Raw genomic sequence first — 20,125 nt, 5'->3', positions numbered from 1 at the left:
TATGCGAGGGCGCTGGTGTCATGCGGGGCATGCGCATTGCCGGGGCGGCTTTCCCCACCCACATCCAGACTGTATATGACATTTCCTGATGCGGCCGCCTTGTGGCGGCGCCCGTGCCCCGCGATCTTGCCCCCCATGATCCAGCCCCATGATTCTGTATGAAATGAAATGTGGCCAGGGCCACACCTTCGACGTCTGGTTCCGCAACGCGGACGCCTGCGACGCCCAAGTTGCGGCGGGGGAGGTCAGCTGCGCCGTTTGCGGCGACCGCACGGTGGCCAAGGCACCCATGGCGCCGCGCATCGCCAAGTCGCGCGGCACCCGCGCCGAGGAGGCACCCGCTCCGGCTTTGCCAGCGCCCGCCCCCGAGGTGACGCCCGCGGCGATGGCCGAGGCTGCGTCCCAGGGGCCGGCGGCGGTCATGTCCCTGCTGCGGGAGATGCGCCGGCAGGTGGAGGCCAACGCCACCCACGTGGGCGACCGCTTCGCCGAGGAGGCGCGCAAGATTCATTACGGCGAGGCTGACGCCAAGGCCATCTATGGCGAGACCACGGATGAGGAGGCGGCGGAGCTGGAGGATGAGGGCGTGACCTTCACCCGCATCCCCTGGGTGTCGAAACACGACACCTGAGGGATCTCAGCCCGCCGGGGTCTGTTCGGCGATCACTTCTTCCAGAACCTGGATGGCGCCGGCGATGCGCAGCAAGGTATTTTGCAGCTCGGTCCGCCGTGCGTCCAGTGCGCGCAACTGCGCCTCCCCGGCCTCGTGTTCCCGGCGCAGTTGTTCGACGCGCTGGCGCAGAATCGCTTCGTCCATTGGCGGGGCCCTCTATCATCAATGGGTTACGGGTACGACGCGATCGCGCGTGATCGCTTCCTGCTCCATGCCGGGTTTCAGCGGCTGGCCCACAGCAGGTAGTTGACGTCCAGGTCGCGGGCGTCCAGGCGGAAGCGGTCGGACAGCGGACTGTAGGTCAGGCCCATGACCTCGCGCACCGCCAGGCCGGTGGCGCGCAGGCCGGCGGCCAGTTCCGACGGCTTCAGGAATTTGCGCCAGTCGTGGGTGCCGCGCGGCAGCCAGCGCAGCACGTACTCCGCGCCGATGATGGCCATCAGGTAGGATTTGGGCGTGCGGTTCAGCGTCGCCATGACCAGCAAGCCCTCGGGCTTCATCAGGGCCGCCAGGCTCTCCAGGAACAGGGGCACGTCGGCCACGTGCTCCACCACCTCCAGCGACAGCACGGCGTCGAAGGTCTCACCGGCCGCCACCAGATCCTCCGCCGTGGTGTGGCGGTAGTCGACCGGGGTGCCCGTCTCGGCCGCGTGGGTGGCGGCGGTCTTGACGTTGCGTTCGGCGGCGTCGATGCCGACGACGTCGGCGCCCATGCGGGCCAGGGGTTCCGACAGCAGCCCACCGCCGCAGCCGATGTCCACCAGGCGCAGGCCCTTCAGGGGCTGGGGCGCCAGCGGGTCGCGGCCGAAATGGGCGCAGAGGCGGTCGCGGATATATTCCAGGCGGACCGGGTTCAGCTTGTGCAGCGGCCGGAACTTGCCCGCCTCATCCCACCATTCGGCGGCGATGGCCGAAAAGCGCTGGATTTCCCCGGGATCGACGGTGGTCGTGGCGGTCTGGCTCATCATGGGCACCTTGAAGCGGAACGGGCCAGAATATGGGCCGTCACCGCCGCCAACTCAACACCGGCCGGAGCGCAGCACCCGCACCGCCGCCACAAAGCATGCCGGAGCGCGGCGACAAGGCGGCGAGCATTGCCGCCGCCTGGGGGCGCGACAAAACAAGAAATAGAAATGCTCTGTCGCCCGGTTTACGCAACCCTGACCTTTTATTACCCGTTTCTTGCCTGGGCGGTTCCGACGGGGTAAGGATAGCGCGCTTCCGACCCGCCCCGCGAAGGCTCCGCCCGATGGTGTGGAATCCCGCCGCGCGGCCGGGGGCTTTTTTGCATCCACCGCTGGTTTCGGCCGGCATCGCACCCCGCCGGCCCATGGGCCGGCACGAACAAGGCAGACACGGGTTATGGCACGCCTCGTTTTGAAGTTCGGCGGCACATCGGTCGGCACCATCGACCGGATCAAGAATGTCGCCCGCAAGGTGAAACAGGAGGTCGACGCCGGCCATGAGGTGGCGGTGGTCGTCTCCGCCATGTCGGGCGTGACCAACCAGCTGGTGGACTATGTGAAACAGGTGGGCCGCCTGGCGGACGAGCGTGAGTATGACGCCGTGGTCGCCTCGGGCGAGCAGGTGACCAGTGGCCTTCTGGCCATCGCCTTGCAGGAGATCGGCATCCCCGCCCGGTCCTGGCAGGGCTGGCAGATCCCGCTGATCACCGACGACGTGCACGGCAAGGCCCGGATCGAGCGCATCGAGTCCGGTGACCTGGTGGCCCGCATGGCCACGGGCGAGGTGGCGGTGGTCGCGGGCTTCCAGGGCGTGTCCAAGGACGGGCGCATCGCCACGCTGGGCCGCGGCGGTTCCGATACCTCGGCGGTGGCGCTGGCGGCGGCGGTGGGCGCCGAACGCTGCGATATTTACACCGACGTCGACGGCGTCTACACCACCGATCCGCGCATCGTGACCAAGGCCCGCAAGCTGGGCCGCATCACCTACGAGGAAATGCTGGAGATGGCGTCCCTGGGCGCCAAGGTCCTGCAGACCCGGTCGGTGGAAATGGCGATGAAGCACCGCGTGCGTGTCCAGGTGCTGTCGACTTTCGAGGAAGCGGCCGGCAGCGCGTTGCCGGGAACTCTTGTCGTTGATGAGGACGAAATCGTGGAACAGGAACTGGTCAGCGGCATCGCCTACAGCCGGGATGAGGCGAAGGTGACCCTGGTGGGCGTGGAAGACCGGCCCGGCGTGGCGGCCGCCATTTTCGGGCCGCTCACCGACGCCGCCATCAATGTCGACATGATCGTGCAGAACGTGTCGGAAGACGGCACCACCACCGACATGACCTTCACCGTCACCAAGGCCGACCTGGACCGCACCGTGCAGGTGCTGGAAGGCGCCAAGGCGGATCTGAAGTTCCGCCGCCTCAGCGCCGACAGCAACGTGGTCAAGGTCTCGGTCATCGGTGTCGGCATGCGTAGCCACGCTGGCGTGGCCCAGCGCATGTTCAAGGCGCTGGCCGACCGCGGCATCAACATCCAGGTCATCTCCACCAGCGAGATCAAGGTCAGCGTCCTGATCGCCGAGGAATACACCGAACTGGCGTTGCGCGCGCTGCACACCGCTTACGGCCTGGACCAGGCATAAGCATCTGAGCGACACTCTGCCCCGGGGGACGGAAGCGTCCCCCGGGGCATTGTTGTTTTCGGAGGCCATTTCGGGTTAGGGATCGGCATCGCCCACGATGCCGCGCCCGGTTGGCCGGGCCGGTTGGGGTGAAAATCCCCTTTCCGCTCCCAATTTTTCGCTCAAGGGAATCGTTTTTGATGTCGACCATCGCCACGATCGGAACCGCTCGCGACAGGCTGGACGCGTTGTGGGGCCGTGGGCGCGATTTCCTGGGAACCGAGTTGGCCGTCATGGGCGGCGCCATGACCTGGGTGTCGGACGCCGGCCTGGTGGCCGCCATATCCAACGGTGGCGGCTTCGGCGTGCTGGCCTGCGGCGCCATGACGCCGGAGCTGCTGGCGCAGGAGATCGACGCCACCCGGGCGCTGACGCGGCGGCCCTTCGGCGTCAACCTCATCACCCTGCACCCGCAGCTGGACGTGCTGGCCGATGTCTGCCTGGCCCATGGCGTGCACCATGTGGTGCTGGCCGGCGGCCTGCCGCCCGCGCCAGTGATCAAGCAGCTGAAGGATGGCGGCGCCAAGGTCGTGTGCTTCGCCCCGGCGCTGGTCCTGGCCAAGAAGCTGGCGCGCATGGGCGTGGACGCCCTGGTGATCGAAGGCATGGAGGCCGGCGGCCATATCGGCCCCGTCTCAACCTCCGTCCTGGCGCAGGAAATCCTGCCCGAGATTCGGGACGTGCCGGTGTTCGTGGCCGGCGGCATCGGCCGGGGCGAGGCCATCGTGGCCTATCTGGAACTGGGGGCGGCCGGTGTGCAGCTGGGCACCCGGTTCGTCTGCGCCACCGAGTCGCGCGCCCATCCCAACTTCAAGCGCGCCTTCATCCGCGCCAGCGCCCGCGACGCCATGCCGTCCGTCCAGCTGGACAGCCGCTTCCCCGTCATTCCCGTGCGCGCCCTGCAGAACGAGGGCACGCGCCGCTTCATGGACTTCCAGCGCGATGTGGTGGAGCGCTTCAACCGCGGCGAGGTGGACCAGAAGGACGCCCAGCTGGAGATCGAGCATTACTGGGCCGGCGCCCTGCGCCGGGCCGTCATCGACGGTGACGTGGAAAACGGCAGCCTGATGGCCGGCCAGTCGGTGGGCATGGTGACGCGCGAGCAGCCGACGGCGGAGATTCTGGCCGAGCTGGTGAGCCAGGCGGAAGAGGCGCTGGCCGGGCGGTATGGGTATGCCCCGGCCCCCGCGCGCGGGGAAACGGGACCGGTGCTGGCGCTGGCGGGAGCGGCCGGCTAGTGGCACCGCATTCCGGAACCCCCTCCAGTCTTACCGGGCCGGGTCTGGTCGACCCGGCGCCCGTGGTTCCGGAATCCGCCACCGTCGTCAAGACGGACGCGCGGCGCTCCGCCGATGCCGCCGGCGGCGCCCGCCGCCTGTTGGCCCGCCTGCGCGACGTCATGGCCGCCAGCGGCACGGCGCAGGCGCGGCTGGACAAGATCGTCATGCTGATCGCCGCCGAAATGGGGGCGGATGTCTGTTCCTGCTATGTCATGCGGGCAGGCGAGGTGCTCGAGCTGTTCGCCACCATCGGCCTGAACCCCGACGCCGTGCACAAGACCCGCCTTCGGGTGGGCGAGGGCTTGGTGGGCGACATCGCCGCCCACGCCCGGCCGGTGGCCCTGGCCAACGCCCCCAGCCATCCCAATTTCGCCTACCGCCCGGAAACGGGCGAAGACCCCTTCGACAGCTTCATGGGCGTGCCCATCCTGCGCGGCGGCCGGGTGCGCGGCGTGCTGGCCATCCAGCACATCGCGCGGCGCGCCTATGACGAGCAGGACGTGGAGACGCTGGAGACCATCGGCATGGTGGTGGCCGAGTTGGTCGCCACGGGCGAACTGGTCGACAATCGCGAGCTGCAGGTGGCCAACGACCTGGTGCTGCTGCCCTCGCGCCTGGACGGGGTCAGCTTGAACCGGGGCATCACCATGGCCGTGGCCGTGCTGCACCGGCCGCAGCTGACCATCCGCCAGATGGTGGCCGATGATCCCGAGCTGGAGCTGCGCCGCCTGCGCGAGGCGGTGGACAGCATGCATTCGGCCATCGACCGGCTGCTGATCCTGTCGGGCGAGAGCGGGGGCGAGCATCACGAGATCATCGAAACCTACCGCATGTTCGCCACCGATCGCGGCTGGCTGTCCCGCATCCGCGAGGCCATCCGCACCGGCCTGACGGCGGAAGCGGCGGTACAGCAGGTGCAGAACGACAACCGCGCCCGCATGGCGTCGGTGACCGACAGCTACATCCGCGAACGCCAGCTGGACCTGGACGACATCACCAACCGCCTGCTGCAGCACCTGGCCGGCCGTCAGGACAAGGCGGACGGCGGCACCCTGCCGGACGAGTTCGTGCTGGTGGCCCGCAACTTGGGCCCCGCCGAGCTGCTGGATTATGACCGCACCCGCCTGCGCGGCCTGGTGCTGGAGGAGGGGGCGGCCTACAGCCACGTGGCCATCGTCGCCCGCGCCCTCGACATCCCCGTGGTGGGCCAGTGCACCGGCGTGCTCAGCCGCGTCGACCCGCTGGACTTCGTCATCGTCGACGGTGACCACGGCCAGGTTTTCGTGCGCCCAGCCGAGGACATCACCGAAGCCTTCCTGAAAAGCATCGAGGTGGGGGAGGAGCGCAAGCGCGAGTTCGCCGCCACCCGCTTGTTGGACTCGGTGACGCGCGACGGAATCCCGGTACGGCTGATGCTGAACGCCGGCCTGCTGATCGACCTGCCGCACCTGCACGCCACCGGCGCCGACGGCATCGGCCTGTACCGCACCGAGATCCCCTTCATGGTGCGGCACACCTATCCCGACACGGCCATCCAGAAGGAAACCTACGCCAAGGTGCTGGACGAGGCCGGGGACAAGCCCGTCACCTTCCGCACCCTGGACGTGGGCGGCGACAAGACGCTGCCCTACTTCCCCGATTTGGGGGAGGAGAATCCGGCCCTGGGCTGGCGCGCCATCCGCATCGGTCTGGACCGGCCGGCCATGCTGCGCAAGCAGCTGCGGGCGCTGTTGTGGGCGGCGTCGGGGCGCGATCTGCGCCTGATGTTCCCCATGGTGGCCGAGGTGTCGGAGTTCATCCGCGCCCGCCGGGTGCTGGACCTGGAACTGCGCCGTCTGGAACAGGACAAGATGGCCCCGCCCCGCGACCTCAAGGTCGGCGTGATGATGGAGGTGCCGGCGCTGCTGTTCCAGCTGGACGCCCTGCTGCCCCATATCGACTTCATGTCCGTGGGCTCCAACGACCTGCTGCAGTACCTGTTCGCCAGCGACCGCGGCAATCCCATGCTGAACAACCGCTATGACCTGCTGTCACCGGCCATGCTGACGGTGCTGCGCATGCTGGTGCGGCGGTGCGAGGCGGCGGGGGTTCAGCTGTCGCTGTGCGGGGAAATGGCCAGCCGTCCGCTGGACGCCATGGCGTTGCTGGGCTGCGGCTTCCGCACCCTGTCGATGAGCCCCGGGGCGTTCGGTGAGGTCAAGACCATGATCCGCTCGCTGGATGTCGGCGTCCTGCAGCCTTTCCTGGACAGCCTGCTGAACCGTCAGGACCGGTCCCTGCGCCAGCACCTGCTGGCCTTCGCCCGCGACCATGGCGTGCGGCTCTGACCCTCTTTCGGAAATTCTGGCGGCAGCATGGTTGCGGTACCGTGAAGCCCTTGATAAGACTCCGGCCACAGCGCCGCTGGCGCAATAATTGAACCGGCGGTTGGCAAAAATCATGCACCCTCCTGTGCTGGGACAGCCCTTATGACGGATCGCCGCGACCGATATCGGGACATGATCGACGCCGGCCGCTCCACCGAGCCGCAGGCGCCGCGCGAGGCCGTCGGCGACACCCTGCGCCTGCGGCGCGAGGAGCTGGGTTACGACCTGGTGGGCGTGGCCAACGTCCTGCGCATACGCCGGGTCTATCTGGAAGCCATCGAGGACGGGCGCCACGCCGATCTGCCGGGCCAGGCCTATATCCTGGGTTTCCTGCGCAGCTATGCCGACCTGCTGGGCCTGGATTCGGGGGAGCTGCTCAACCGCTTCAAGGATGAGACGGCTGGCCGGGTGATGCCGGCGGAGCTGTACCTGCCCATTCCCGTCAGCGAGAACCGCGTGCCCAGCGGTGTGCTGATGGTGGCGGCCGTGGCGTTGGCCGCGGTGCTCTACGGCGGCTGGTATCTCTATTCCGCCGCCGACCGCAGCGCCCTCAACCTGGTGCCCAAGCTGCCGGAACGCTTGACCCATCTGACGGGTGGTGGCGACGCCTCACCGCCGCCGGCCAACGTGCTGCCGGCTCCGGCGGTGCAGGCGCTGCTGAACCAGGCGCAGCCGACGGCGCCGGAAGTGGGGGCCGCCCCTGACGCCGCCGCCCCGCTGGCCGACGCGGTGCCGGGCCCCGTCCCGGTGGCGCCCCAGGCTTCGGCGACCCCGCCCGCCGGTCAGACGGCCGCCCCGCCACCGGCGGCCCCGGGCAAGAACGCCCCTCCCTCCGCTCAAACCCCGGTCGCCCAGGCTCCCGCCCCCGCCGGGGCCGCCGCCTCGGAAGCGCCGGATGACGAGGCGCCGCAGATGCCGGACCTGGGCCAGCCCAAGGCCGTGGCCGCCGACACCGACACCGCCGGGGCCGCCGCCGAGGCCAGCATGCGCCCCGACACCACCGCTCCCGGCGCCGCGCCGGCCCCGGCCAAGGGCCGGGTCTTCGGCCAGACCGGCCCCGCCCGTGTGGTGGTGCGCGCCACGGACGAAACCTGGATCCAGGTGCGTGACGCCAAGGGCACGCTGTGGGCATCGCGCGTGCTGCACCCCGGTGACAGTTTCCGCGCCCCCGACGTGCCGGGCCTGTCGCTGGAAACCGGCAATGCCGGTGGCCTGGTGATCAGCCTGGACGGCAAGGACCTGCCCACGCTGGGTGCCAAAGGCCAGGTGGTGCGCAGCTATCCCCTGCAACCGGACGATATTCAGGCTCGGGTGACCCATTGATGACATCACTGTTCCGCCGCAGGGTGGCTGCCTGCCTATCCGCCTGCCTGCTGCTGGCCGGCGCCGCCCAGGCGGCCGATCGTGCCCGTCAGGTTGACATCGACGTGGCCAAGGCCACCCAGCCGATGGACCGCTTCTTCGACCTGTCCATCGGCTCGGACTTTCCCGGCACCCTGATCCGACCGGACAGCATGGCGCAGCTGAAGACCACGCAGGATGAGGTGGGCTTCCGCTACATCCGCTTCCACGCCATCTTCCACGACGTTCTGGGCACGGTGAAGGAGCAGAACGGCGCCCTCACCTACGACTGGACCAAGATCGACCAGCTGTACGACGCCTTGCTGGCGCGCAAGCTGAAGCCCTTCGTGGAACTGGGTTTCACGCCCAAGGCGATGGCGACGTCCGAGAACAAGATCTTCTACTGGGAGGGCAACACCTCCCATCCCAAGCCCGACGCCTGGCGCGACCTCATCACCGCCTTCGTCCAGCACATCGAGGCCCGCTACGGCCAGGCTGAGGTGCGCAGCTGGTATTTCGAGGTGTGGAACGAGCCCAACCTGGCGGGCTTCTGGGAAGGGGCGGACCAGCAGGCCTATTTCGCGCTCTATGATCTGACGGCCAATACCATCAGGGCCATCGATCCGGCCTTGCGCGTGGGCGGGCCCGCCACCGCCGGCGCCGCCTGGGTTCCGGAATTCCTGGACCATGTCGCCCACAGCGGCGCGCCCGTGGATTTCGTCGCCACCCACACCTATGGCGTGGATGGCGGTTTCCTGGATGAGGCCGGCGTGGCGGACACCAAGCTGTCGCCCTCGCCCGACGCCATCGTCGGCGACGTGCGCAAGGTGCGCCAGCAGATCGCGGCCTCGCGTTTCCCCACCCTGCCGCTGTTCTTCACGGAGTGGAGCACCAGTTACACCCCCCGTGACCTGGTGCACGACAGCTACATCAGCGCGCCCTACATCCTGGCCAAGCTGAAGGCCGGCCAGGGCATGGTCCAGGGCATGAGCTACTGGACCTTCAGCGACCTGTTCGAGGAGCCGGGCCCGCCCACCGCCCCCTTCGAAGGGGGCTTCGGCCTGATGAACCGCGAGGGCATCCGCAAGCCCGCCTACTTCGCCTACAAGTACCTGCACGCCCTGCAAGGCGACGCCGTGCCGGTGACGGATGGCCAGGTGCTGGCGGCTGCCGCGGAGGGCAAGGCGGCGGCGCTGGTGTGGGACTTTGAACAGCCGCGCCAGCCGGTCAGCAACCGCTCCTTCTACAGCAGGATCGTGCCCAACAAGCCGGCGGCGCCTGTCACCGTCACCTTCAAGGGGCTGAAGCCGGGCCCCTATCGCCTGGCCGTCCATCGCACGGGCTTCCGCGCCAACGACGCCTATTCCGCCTACATCGACATGGGCGCGCCCAAGACGCTGTCGCCGGAACAGCTGGCCAAGCTGACCGACCTGACGCGCGACCAGGCGGAGACGGAGATGAAAGTCACCGTGGGCGCCGACGGCCGTGTCGCCACCACCCTGCCCATGCACAGCAACGACATCGTGCTGGTGACCTTGGACGCCGCGGCCAAATAGTCGCATCCGTTCAGCTACCCAACCGTTGCCGGCCGGGGCGTCCCGCACGGCGCGCGGTCATGCCTTGTGCGATGGCCTCTTGATCCCGGGGCCGTCCGGCAGCACTTTACGGGGCAAATTCCTTCACGAGGCCAGTTCCGCCATGTCCACCACCCATCGTGCGTATCGCCAGATCCTGCGCCGGACCTCCCGTCAGATCCGTGTCGGCAATGTCCTGGTCGGTGGCGACGCGCCGATCTCCGTCCAGACCATGACCAATACGCTCACCGCCGACGCCAAGGCGACGATCGAGCAGGTGCTGCGCGCCGAAGAGGCCGGCGCCGACCTGGTCCGCGTCTCCTGCCCGGATGAGGAGTCGACGGCGGCGCTGAAGGAGATCGTGAAGGCGGTGAACGTGCCCATCGTGGCCGACATCCACTTCCATTATAAGCGCGCCATCGAGGCCGCCGAGGCGGGTGCCGCCTGCCTGCGCATCAACCCCGGCAACATCGGTTCCGCCGACCGCGTGCGCGAGGTGGTGCAGGCCGCCAAGGACCACGGCTGCGCCATGCGCATCGGCGTGAACGCCGGTTCGCTGGAGCGCGAACTCCTGGAAAAGTATGGCGAGCCCTGCCCGGAAGCCCTGGTGGAAAGCGCGCTGACCCACGCCAAAATCCTGGAAGACCATGACTTCCGGGAGTTCAAGATTTCCGTGAAGGCGTCCGACGTCTTCCTGGCGGTGGCCGCCTACCAGGGCCTGTCCGAGGCCTGCGACTATCCCCTGCACATCGGCATCACCGAAGCGGGCGGCCTGCGCGCCGGCACGGTGAAATCGTCCATCGGCCTTGGCATGCTGCTGTGGTCGGGCATCGGCGACACCATCCGCGTGTCGCTGTCGGCCCCCCCGGAGGAGGAGGTCAAGGTCGGCTTCGAGATGCTGAAGTCCCTGGGCCTGCGCCGCCGCGGCGTCACCGTCATTTCCTGCCCGTCCTGCGCCCGCCAGCAGTTCGACGTCATCAAGACGGTCGAGGTGCTGGAGGAACGGCTGTCTCACATCACCACCCCCATGACCGTCTCGGTCATCGGCTGCGTGGTCAACGGCCCGGGCGAGGCCACCATGACCGACATCGGCTTCACCGGCGGCGGCAAGGGCGTGCACCAGGTCTTCCTGGCGGGCCAGCCGGCCCACCGCCTGAAGGACGAGAGCATCGTCGACCACCTGGTGTCGCTGGTGGAAAAGAAGGCCGAGGAGATCAAGGCCGCGCAGGCCGCCGAAGAAGCCGCTGCCGCCGCCGAGTGATACAAGGCCCGCGGCATCAGTCCCGGACTCATGCCGCTAGGCCGCGACTGCGGCCGCCGGAACTTTCCGGGAAGCGTCAGCGGACTGGAAAGTGAGGACAAGCCAAGGCGGCGGATGCCGCCGCCCGGCGCTTGAGGGCTCTAGTCAGCCCGGATACGGGATGACGGAAAAAAACATGACCACTCTGGAAGAACGGTTCGGGGACACGCTGGCCAAGCTGTCGGCCCGGCATGACGAGCTGCGCGACGCCCTGGCGTCAGGCACGCTGGCGGCCGACGCCTATACCCGCATGAGCAAGGAATTCGCCGAGCTGACGCCGGTGGCCGAGTCCATCGCCGACTTGCGGCGCGCCCGCGCCGACCTGGGCGACCTCGCCCGCATGGCGGAGGCCGAGGCCGATCCCGAGATGCGGGAACTGGCGCAGGATGAGCTGGTGCAGGCGGAAAAGGCCCTGCCGGCCCTGGAACGCCAGGTCATGCTGGCCCTGCTGCCCAAGGACGCGGCCGACGACAAGAACGCCATGCTGGAGGTGCGCGCCGGCACCGGCGGCGACGAGGCGGCGCTGTTCGCGGCCAATCTGTTCGACATGTATCGCCGCTACGCCACCATCCAAGGATGGCGCTTCGAGGTGATGGAGATCTCCGAGACCGGCCTGGGTGGCTACAAGGAGGCCATCGCCAGCATCTCCGGTCGCGGCGTGTTCCGTCGGCTGAAGTTCGAATCGGGCGTGCACCGGGTGCAGCGCGTGCCGACGACGGAGACGCAAGGCCGCATCCACACCTCCGCCGCCACCGTGGCCGTGCTGCCCGAGGCGGAGGAGGTGGACATCCAGATCGACGACAAGGATCTGCGCATCGACGTGTACCGGTCGTCGGGCCCTGGCGGCCAGTCGGTCAACACCACCGACAGCGCGGTGCGCATCACCCACCTGCCCACCGGCCTGGTGGTCATCCAGCAGGATGAGAAGTCGCAGCACAAGAACAAGGCCAAGGCCCTGCGCGTGCTGCGGTCCCGTCTCTACGACCAGCAGCGCAGCGCGCTCGACGCCGAGCGGGCGGCCAACCGCAAGAGCCAGGTGGGCAGCGGCGACCGCTCCGAACGCATCCGCACCTACAACTTCCCCCAAGGCCGGGTGACCGACCACCGCATCAACCTGACGCTCTACAAGATCGACAAGGTCATGGCGGGCGAGGCGCTGGATGAGGTGGTGGAGGCGCTGATCGCCCAGGACGAGGCGGAGCGCCTGGCCGAACTGCAGTGAGCGGCCCGGCCCTCCTCCGCGATGTGCTGAAGGCGGCCGAGGCGCGGCTGGCGGCGGCGGGGTGCGCCAGCCCCCGGCTGGACGTGCGCCTGCTGGCGGAACAGGCCCTGGGCTGGTCGCGGACCGCCCTGCTGCTGGACGGCGACCGGGAAGTGCCGGCGGAGGCTAGGGCGACCTTGGATCGGTTGCTGGACCGCCGGGCGGCGCGCGAGCCCGTCTCCCGCATCCTGGGCAAGCGGGAGTTCTGGAGCCTGGAGTTCCAGCTGGCGCCCGACACGCTGGATCCCCGGCCCGATACCGAAACCCTGGTGGAGGCCGCCTTGCGCCACTTGCCCGGCGGCGACCGGCCCCGGCGCCTGCTGGATCTGGGCACGGGCAGCGGCTGCATCCTGCTGGCGCTGCTCTCGGAATTGCCGGGCGCCTGGGGTTTGGGCGTGGACATCGCCCCGGGGGCCGCGCGGGCCGCCGCCGCCAACGCGGGGCGTCTGGGCTATGCCGGGCGCAGCGCCTGGATGGTGGGCGGCTGGGCGGACGCGCTGGCGATGGATGGGCGTTTCGACGCCGTCGTCTCCAACCCACCCTACATCCCGGCGGCCGACATCGCCGGCCTGGAGCCCGAGGTGCGGACGTTTGACCCGCGGCGCGCGCTGGATGGCGGGCCGGATGGGCTGGACCCCTATCGACTTCTGGCCGGAAGCGCCGCCGGCCTGCTGCGGTCCGACGGCATCATCGCGGTGGAGCATGGGATGGGCCAGGGCGCGGACGTGGCCGCCCTGTTCCAGGCCGCCGGCCTTGTGGTGCTGGAACGGGTGGACGATCTGGCCGGCCATGATCGTGTGGTCGTGGCGCGGGCCCCCGGCTGACCCATCCGGAGGGTGAAGTCCCGCTCTCCTGTCCGCCTGCGCCGGGAGCGCAAGGGCGCGTATCCAAAAAAGATGTTGGTTTAGCGGGGGACAGCGTTTAGGGTCATCTCGCGTGGTGGAAGGCCGAAGGGGCGACGCGCCAGATCCGAAACCGGGAAACACCGGTGTGGGGATCAGGCTAGCGTTCATGGGCCGATGATGATCACCACGGCATGCCAGTTTGCCCAGCATGGTCGGTCCGGTGACACCCCCGGTGGGGGATTGATTCCGGGATCGGGTGCGAGAGGCGCGGATGGAAGACGTCCGCCCCCATTGGCACGGGCATGCATCGAACTCCAACGGGGCTAGAGCAGCAGTCGGATGAGACAGGGACCGAACACCAGGCGTTCGCGTGGGCGCGGCGGTAACAGCGGTGGCAATGCCGGCAACGGCGGCGGCAACGGCAATAGCGGCGGCGGCGGTAACAACCGCCGTCAGAACGTGCCCTTGCGGCACCAGACCTTTGACAGCAATGGCCCGGATGTGCGCATTCGCGGCAACGCCTTCCAGGTGCACGAGAAGTACCTGGCCCTGGCCCGGGACGCCCAGTCGTCCGGTGACCGGGTGGCGGCGGAAAACTATCTGCAGCATGCGGAGCACTACTTCCGCATCATCACCCAGATCAATGAAGCCGAACAGCGTCAGCGCGGCGGCGACCCCCGGCCCTATCAGCCCCAGTCGGGCTTCGAGGGCGAGGAGGGCGGCGACCAGGGCGACGAGGCCGAGGTCGACAACTCGGCCGAAGACGAACGCGAGCCGATGAACGCCTAATTTCGAAAAGCCCCGCCCACAGGCGGGGCTTTTTCGCACCAGCCGCGTTCTTTGAACGCCTGCGGCTGGGGTCGCGGGCTGGGGTGAAGATGGCCGTGACATAGGCCCTATGCGATCAGCGGCGACGGGCGGCCCTTGTCCGCGACAGGACCGGTCGTTATTCTGCGCCTCCGTGAAACAAAAAGACCCGCCACGCGGGTTTCGCCGTTTCAAAAATGTCGGTCCGCATCAGAGTGAAGATCCATGGGCAAGCCGCGCACCCTCTATGACAAGATCTGGGACAGCCATGTCGTCCACCGGCAGGAGGATGGCACCTGCGTGCTCTACATCGACCTTCACCTTGTCCATGAGGTGACCAGCCCGCAGGCTTTCGAAGGCCTGCGCATGGCTGGCCGCAAGGTGCGCCGTCCGTCCGCCACCCTGGCCGTCGCCGACCACAACGTTCCCACCAGCCATGACCGCCTGGCCGGCATCAAGAACGAGGAAAGCCGCATCCAGGTGGAGCAGCTGGCCATCAACACCAAGGAATTCGGCGTCGACTACTACGACATGTCCGACATCCGCCAGGGCATCGTCCACGTGGTGGGGCCGGAGCAGGGCCTGACCCAGCCGGGCATGACCATAGTCTGTGGCGACAGCCACACCGCCACGCACGGTGCCTTCGGCGCCTTGGCCTTCGGCATCGGCACGTCGGATGTGGAGCACGTGCTGGCGACGCAGACCCTGCTGCTGAAGCCGTCGAAGAACATGCGCATCACCGTGGACGGCGACCTGCCGGTCGGCGTGACCGCCAAGGACGTGGTGCTGGCCATCATCGGCAAGATCGGCACCGCCGGCGGTACCGGCCATGTCATCGAGTTCGCCGGTTCCGTCATCCGCGGCCTCAGCATGGAAGGCCGTATGACCGTGTGCAACATGGCCATCGAGGCGGGGGCCCGCGCCGGCCTGATCGCGCCGGACGAGACCACCTTCGACTATCTGAAGGGCCGTCCGCAGGCGCCCAAGGCCGCCACCTGGGAACAGGCCGTCAACTGGTGGAAGAGCCTGCCCTCGGACGAGGGGGCCGTGTACGACCGCGAGGTGGTGCTGAAGGCCGAGGACATTGCGCCCATGGTCACCTGGGGCACCAGCCCGCAGGACGTGCTGCCCATCACCGCCACGGTGCCTAACCCGGCCAACGAGACGGATGAGCATCGCCGCGCCGCCATGGAACGCGCGCTGAAGTATATGGGACTGGAGGCCGGCATGCCGCTGGACGCCATCCCGGTCGACAAGGTCTTCATCGGCAGCTGCACCAACAGCCGCATCGAGGACCTGCGTGCCGCCGCCAAGGTGGCCGAAGGCCGTCATGTGAAGGACGGCGTCTATGCCATGGTGGTCCCGGGTTCCGGCCTGGTGAAGGAACAGGCGGAGGCCGAGGGCCTGGACAAGGTGTTCGTGGCCGCCGGCTTTGACTGGCGTGAGCCCGGCTGCTCCATGTGCCTGGCCATGAACGACGACAAGCTGAAGCCCGGTGAACGCTGCGCCTCCACCTCCAACCGCAATTTCGAGGGCCGCCAGGGCCCCGGTGGCCGCACCCATCTGGTGAGCCCGGAGATGGCGGCGGCGGCGGCCCTGACCGGCAAGCTGACGGATGTCCGCACGCTCAACTGAGCGCGTAATATAGAGTGAGTGACGCGACGGCGCGGGCCCCCGGGGTTCCGCGCCGTCTGTCTTTCAGGCCCGGTGTGGAGGATGGAGCGGATCACCCGAAGGCGGAATCGCCCTTGGGCGTGAAGCCGCTCGCGGACAGACTGAGCTATAGCCGGCTATAGTGGCTGCGCTGTCGGCGCCCGGTGGGTGCTGGCCGACATCGGGGACGCTGGGAGAACGGAGCGGCGGAATGAGCGACAGCATGGCGGTGGATAAAAAGGGCGGCACCTCCGGCGGATGCCAGTGCGGCGCGGTGCGGTACCACAGCACCATGGCCGTGGAGGGGGTGCATTTCTGCCATTGCCGCATGTGCCAGCGGGCCGTGGGCAATGTCTTTGCCGCCCTGGCCGGGGTGCTCAAGGACACGGTCAGCTGGACCGGGACGGGACGCCCTGTCTTCTATGCGTCCTCCTCCGTGGCGGAGCGGGGGTTCTGCCCGCGATGCGGCACGCCACTGACCTTCGCCTATCCCGACAGCGACTGGATGAGTTTCACCATCGGCAGCCTGGACGATCCCGAGGCGGCGGTGCCGGAAGCGCATTGCGGGGTGGAAAGCCGCCTGTCCTGGCTGCGTGTGCAGGAGGGGTTGCCAGAGGAATACACCGATCCGAAGAACGACCGGCTGCGGGGCATGGTCAGCCACCAGGCCCGGTTCTGACCCTCACAGCCCGTCCACCGGATTGGTGGCGGGGGCGAAGGGCCTGCCGGCCTGGATCAGCTCCCGCCGTGTCTCATACTCGCGCAAGGCCCAGTCGACGCTCGGGAAGGCCAGATCGGTCCAGGGGATGTCGTCCCAGGCGAACAGGGCGACCTCCTGGCTTTCCGGTCCGGGGGCGATTTCAGGGCTGGTCAGGTGGGCCAGGTAGATCAGTTGCACCTGGCTGATGCGGGGGATGTTGTAGACGGCCAGCAGGGGGCCGATGGCCAGGCGGGCGCCCGCCTCCTCCCACGCTTCGCGGGCGGCACCGTCCTGGGATGTCTCCCCCAGTTCCATGAAACCGGCTGGCAGGGTCCAGTAGCCGATGCGGGGCGGGATGGCCCGGCGGCACAGCAGGATGCGGTCACCGGACAGGGCGATCGACCCCACCACGATCTTGGGGTTGTCATAGGCGATGTACCCGCAGTCGGGACAGACCAGCCGTTCCCTGTCCTCCCCCGGCGGCACCGTCACCACACGCGGCCCGGTTGTCGGCACTGGATCGGACATGGGCGCTCTCCCGGCTTGTTCTCCGCCCACTATACCGGTCGGCGCGCCAATGCGAAGCCGCCCCATAGGTTAAGAAAGCTCACGGCGCTTAGGCCGCGACTGCGGCCGCCGGACTTTTTCGGGGAGCGGCAGCGGACTGAAAAAGGAAGATAAGCCAAGCCGGCGGATGCCGGCGCCCGGCGTTTGAGGGACGCGGAATCACGCCGCGTTGCTGGCTTCCGTGTGGGTCAGCAGGGCGTAGATCGCGTCGGCGGTATCGGCGCCGCGCAGTTTTTCGCAGAACAAGGGGTTGCGCAGCATGCGCGACACCAGGGCCAGGGCCTTCAAATGGTCGGCACCGGCCGATTCCGGCGCCAGCAACAGGCAGATCAGGTCCACCGGCTGTTCGTCGATGGAATCGAAGTCCACCGGCCGGTCGAGGCGCGCGAACAGGGCGCACACCTTGGGCAGCGTCGGCAACTTGCCATGGGGGATGGCGATGCCCCGGCCGACACCGGTGGTGCCCAGGCGCTCCCGCTCCAGCAGGACGTCGAAGATGGCCCGCTCATGCTGGCCGGTCAGTTCCGCGGCCCGCTTGGCCAGTTCCTGAAGGACCTGCTTTTTTGAGGAGGCCCGGAGATTGGCGACAATGCCGTCTGGCTTAAGAAGCTCGATCATTGGCGTCAAAACAAACTGGGACGGCATTGCCACCACACTCGCTTACCCGTCTAATCGCTTGAAGCAGTATAGGGCGGAAAAGTTTATCAAACTTTTCCGCCCAACCCCCGGATTCAAGCTTCGGCTATCCCAGGCCCCAGGTCAATGGGGGTGGCCCAGGGGCCCGCCGCCTCAGTGGGCGGCCACGGATTTGCCATCGGAGGGGTCGACCCAGCCGACGTTGCCGTCGGGCCGGCGATAGACCATGTTCAGTTGGCCGTGCGCCCGATTGCGGAACAGCAGCGCCGGCAGTTCCGCCAGATCCATGCGCATCACCGCTTCGCTGACCGTCAACATGTCGATGTTGGTCTGCATCTCGGCGATGATCATGGGGTGGTGGTCGGCGCCGTTGCCGTTCACCGCATGACCGTCCGCCGCCGGCGCGTTCACGCCGTCGTCGGCCTCATCATCATGGGCGTCGGCGTTGATGATGTATTTGCGGGCGGGCACGGCGGCGTCCGCCTGCTCGCGCTGGTGATGGTCGCGTAATCGGCGCTTATAGCGTCTCAGGCGCTTGGCGACGCGCTCGGCCGCGTCGTCGAAGGCGGGGTAAGGCTCGGTGGCCTCGGCATAGGCTTGCAGGATGATGCCGCGTCCGACATGGGCCTGGATATCGGCCTTGTACAGATGCGCCTCGCGCGACAACACGACGGTCGCCTCAAGCGGGTTGCTGAAATATTTCTCGACCAACCCGGTCAGTGTCGTTTCGACATGGGTGCGCAGGGACTCGCCAACGTCTAGCTGCTTGCCTTTGACGATTATATGCATGGCCTGTCCGTCTCGCTTGGTTGGAAGCCAGGAGTGGCGGCGGCGTGGTGCCTTGCCGTCGGCCTTTACAATAGCCCGCGGCCGGCCTCGTGGTGCTGGTAAGGCCAGCCGTCATGCGCCATCCATCGGGCGCATGTTTCAGATCCCAAGGGCCTTCTCCCGGCGACGCTGGACTGAGGAAGGGATCTTCATGGCTTCACGATACTTGGCGACCGTCCGCCGTGCAATGTCGATCCCCTCTTCCCTGAGGATCTCGACCAGGCGGTCATCCGAAAGGATCTCCTCCGGCTTCTCCGCATCGATCAGCATCTTGATGCGGTAACGCACCGCCTCGGCGGAGTGCGCGGCCTGGCCGTCCGCCCCGGAAATGGCTGATGTGAAAAAGTATTTCAGTTCGAACAGCCCGCGCGGCGTGGCCATGAACTTGTTGGTCGTCACGCGGCTGACGGTCGATTCGTGCATGCCGATCGCCTCCGCTATATCCCGAAGGATAAGGGGGCGCAGGAACTGCAAACCATGCAGGAAGAAGGCGTCCTGCTGCCGCACGATCTCCGTCGCCACCTTCAGGATGGTGTTGGCGCGCTGGTGCAGCGACTTCACCAGCCAGCTGGCCGACTGGAATTGCTCGGTCAGGTATTCCTTGTCCTGCTTGTTGCGGGCGGCCCCCTGGATACGGGCGTAGTAGCGCTGGTTGACCAACACCCGGGGCAGGGTGTCGCTGTTCAGTTCGATCATCCAGCCGCCGCCCGGCTGGGCGCGCATCATGATGTCCGGCACCACGGTCTGCACCGGCGCATGGTCGAAGGCCAGGGCCGGCTTCGGGTTCAACGCCTTGATCTCGCCGACCATGTCGGCCAGATCCTCCGCATCGACCTGGCAGACCTTCAGCAGTGCTGGGACGTTGCGGGCGGCCAGCAGCGGCAGGTGGTCCAGCAAAGCCTGCATGCAGGGGTCCAGCCGGTCCAGCTCCCGCAGCTGCAGGGCCAGGCACTCCTTCAGGGATCGGGCGAAAATCCCAACTGGATCAAGACGTTGCAGCCGTTCCAGCACCGAAATGACCTGTTGCTCGGTACAGCCCAGCTGGTCTCCCACCAGGCCGACGTCGCCGGTGAAGTACCCCGCCTCGTCCAGGTAATCCATCAGGGCGAACGCCACCATCCGATCCAGCGGATCGGCGATGTCCATGGTGATCTGTTCGGTCAGGTGGTCGCGTAGCGAGACGGTGCCGGACAGCGTCTGCTCGAACGAGCTTTCATCATCCTCGAAGCTACCGCCCCGGCCGGACCAGTTGGCGAAGGCCTCGCCACTCTCGCCCACGCCGCCCGCGTCCGCTGCCATGTCCACGGCGCTGGAATTGGTCCAGACATTCTCATAGTCGGTGTCCAGCGGCGCGTCGCTGGCGGGGCCCAACCGGTCGGAGGAGGTGAGGTCGACCGTGTCGCGTACGGGCATGTCATCGCCACGCGCCACGGGATCCTCGCGATCCACCCCATCGGGTGCCGGATCGCGGTTACGGTCGCCATCATCGCGTTCCAGGAGCGGGTTCTGCTCCATCTCGCGATCGACGTAGTCGGCCAACTCCAGATTCGACAGCTGCAACAGCTTAATGGCCTGTTGCAGCTGGGGAGTCATCACCAGCGCTTGGGTTTGCCGAAGATCTAGGCGTTGTTGAAGCGCCATCACCCGCCCGAATAAG

Annotated in this window: 18 protein-coding genes; 12 read left to right on the top strand and 6 right to left on the bottom strand. The window is 67.8% G+C overall.

Going from position 1 to position 20,125, the window contains the following annotated elements; translation table 11 throughout:
• Window positions 1-148: 148 nt before the first annotated feature.
• Window positions 149-631: a DUF1178 family protein gene (locus tag FHS74_RS15135; RefSeq protein ID WP_184801974.1), complete on the top strand. Its 483-nt coding sequence runs from the start codon at window positions 149-151 to the stop codon at window positions 629-631.
• Window positions 632-637: 6 nt separating this feature from the next.
• Here the strand turns inward: FHS74_RS15135 and FHS74_RS15130 are convergent, their stop codons facing one another.
• Entirely contained in the window at window positions 638-817 is a 180-nt protein-coding gene (locus FHS74_RS15130; protein ID WP_184801972.1) for a hypothetical protein, read from the bottom strand.
• Window positions 818-894: 77 nt separating this feature from the next.
• Complete coding sequence (gene ubiG, locus FHS74_RS15125) at window positions 895-1,638, bottom strand: bifunctional 2-polyprenyl-6-hydroxyphenol methylase/3-demethylubiquinol 3-O-methyltransferase UbiG (RefSeq protein ID WP_184801970.1); 744 nt, start codon at window positions 1,636-1,638, stop codon at window positions 895-897.
• Window positions 1,639-2,035: 397 nt separating this feature from the next.
• On the opposite strand from ubiG, the gene FHS74_RS15120 reads away from it, so the two are divergent.
• The 11 genes from FHS74_RS15120 to FHS74_RS15070 all read left to right on the top strand — a co-directional run bounded on the left by FHS74_RS15120 (window position 2,036) and on the right by FHS74_RS15070 (window position 16,416).
• Window positions 2,036-3,271, top strand: a complete 1,236-nt coding sequence (locus FHS74_RS15120) for an aspartate kinase (RefSeq protein WP_184801968.1) — start codon at window positions 2,036-2,038, stop codon at window positions 3,269-3,271.
• Between the two features lie 179 nt (window positions 3,272-3,450).
• Entirely contained in the window at window positions 3,451-4,548 is a 1,098-nt protein-coding gene (locus FHS74_RS15115) for an NAD(P)H-dependent flavin oxidoreductase (protein WP_211106326.1), read from the top strand.
• 161 nt (window positions 4,549-4,709) lie between these two features.
• Window positions 4,710-6,917 carry a phosphoenolpyruvate--protein phosphotransferase gene (gene ptsP, locus FHS74_RS15110; RefSeq protein ID WP_184802362.1) on the top strand — a complete coding sequence of 736 codons (2,208 nt, stop codon included), beginning with the start codon at window positions 4,710-4,712 and terminating at the stop codon, window positions 6,915-6,917.
• Between the two features lie 141 nt (window positions 6,918-7,058).
• The gene (locus tag FHS74_RS15105; RefSeq protein WP_184801966.1) at window positions 7,059-8,279 is read left to right on the top strand and encodes a helix-turn-helix domain-containing protein; all 1,221 of its coding nucleotides are present in this window, start codon (window positions 7,059-7,061) and stop codon (window positions 8,277-8,279) included.
• The gene (locus FHS74_RS15100) at window positions 8,279-9,853 is read left to right on the top strand and encodes a GH39 family glycosyl hydrolase (RefSeq protein WP_184801964.1); all 1,575 of its coding nucleotides are present in this window, start codon (window positions 8,279-8,281) and stop codon (window positions 9,851-9,853) included. Before FHS74_RS15105 ends, FHS74_RS15100 begins: the two co-directional genes overlap by 1 nt.
• A 142-nt stretch (window positions 9,854-9,995) precedes the next feature.
• Complete coding sequence (gene ispG, locus FHS74_RS15095) at window positions 9,996-11,132, top strand: flavodoxin-dependent (E)-4-hydroxy-3-methylbut-2-enyl-diphosphate synthase (RefSeq protein ID WP_184801962.1); 1,137 nt, start codon at window positions 9,996-9,998, stop codon at window positions 11,130-11,132.
• 175 nt (window positions 11,133-11,307) lie between these two features.
• Window positions 11,308-12,393: a peptide chain release factor 1 gene (prfA, locus tag FHS74_RS15090; RefSeq protein ID WP_184801960.1), complete on the top strand. Its 1,086-nt coding sequence runs from the start codon at window positions 11,308-11,310 to the stop codon at window positions 12,391-12,393.
• Window positions 12,390-13,256 carry a peptide chain release factor N(5)-glutamine methyltransferase gene (prmC, locus tag FHS74_RS15085; RefSeq protein ID WP_343066923.1) on the top strand — a complete coding sequence of 289 codons (867 nt, stop codon included), beginning with the start codon at window positions 12,390-12,392 and terminating at the stop codon, window positions 13,254-13,256. The genes prfA and prmC overlap by 4 nt, the downstream gene beginning before the upstream one ends.
• Before the next feature lie 360 nt (window positions 13,257-13,616).
• The gene (locus tag FHS74_RS15080) at window positions 13,617-14,066 is read left to right on the top strand and encodes a DUF4167 domain-containing protein (RefSeq protein WP_184801958.1); all 450 of its coding nucleotides are present in this window, start codon (window positions 13,617-13,619) and stop codon (window positions 14,064-14,066) included.
• A 243-nt stretch (window positions 14,067-14,309) separates the two neighbouring features.
• Window positions 14,310-15,719: a 3-isopropylmalate dehydratase large subunit gene (gene leuC, locus FHS74_RS15075; RefSeq protein ID WP_184801956.1), complete on the top strand. Its 1,410-nt coding sequence runs from the start codon at window positions 14,310-14,312 to the stop codon at window positions 15,717-15,719.
• 229 nt (window positions 15,720-15,948) lie between these two features.
• Window positions 15,949-16,416 (top strand): GFA family protein, encoded by a 468-nt coding sequence (locus FHS74_RS15070; RefSeq protein WP_184801954.1) that lies wholly within the window; start codon window positions 15,949-15,951, stop codon window positions 16,414-16,416.
• A gap of 3 nt (window positions 16,417-16,419) precedes the next feature.
• On the opposite strand, the gene FHS74_RS15065 is transcribed toward FHS74_RS15070, so the two are convergent.
• From FHS74_RS15065 to rpoN, 4 genes are all read right to left on the bottom strand, one after another.
• Window positions 16,420-16,965 (bottom strand): NUDIX hydrolase, encoded by a 546-nt coding sequence (locus FHS74_RS15065; protein WP_184801952.1) that lies wholly within the window; start codon window positions 16,963-16,965, stop codon window positions 16,420-16,422.
• A gap of 198 nt (window positions 16,966-17,163) precedes the next feature.
• On the bottom strand, window positions 17,164-17,622 hold the full coding sequence (gene ptsN / locus FHS74_RS15060; RefSeq protein WP_184801950.1) for a PTS IIA-like nitrogen regulatory protein PtsN: 459 nt from the start codon (window positions 17,620-17,622) through the stop codon (window positions 17,164-17,166).
• A 171-nt stretch (window positions 17,623-17,793) separates the two neighbouring features.
• On the bottom strand, window positions 17,794-18,429 hold the full coding sequence (gene hpf, locus FHS74_RS15055; RefSeq protein ID WP_184801948.1) for a ribosome hibernation-promoting factor, HPF/YfiA family: 636 nt from the start codon (window positions 18,427-18,429) through the stop codon (window positions 17,794-17,796).
• A gap of 138 nt (window positions 18,430-18,567) precedes the next feature.
• Window positions 18,568-20,109: an RNA polymerase factor sigma-54 gene (gene rpoN, locus FHS74_RS15050; RefSeq protein ID WP_184801946.1), complete on the bottom strand. Its 1,542-nt coding sequence runs from the start codon at window positions 20,107-20,109 to the stop codon at window positions 18,568-18,570.
• Window positions 20,110-20,125 lie beyond the last annotated feature (16 nt).

It is taken from the genome of Nitrospirillum iridis (assembly GCF_014205765.1).
Lineage (GTDB): Bacteria > Pseudomonadota > Alphaproteobacteria > Azospirillales > Azospirillaceae > Nitrospirillum > Nitrospirillum iridis.
Note: the sequence above shows the minus strand (reverse complement) of the source record. Positions and strands in the feature narration are given on the sequence as shown.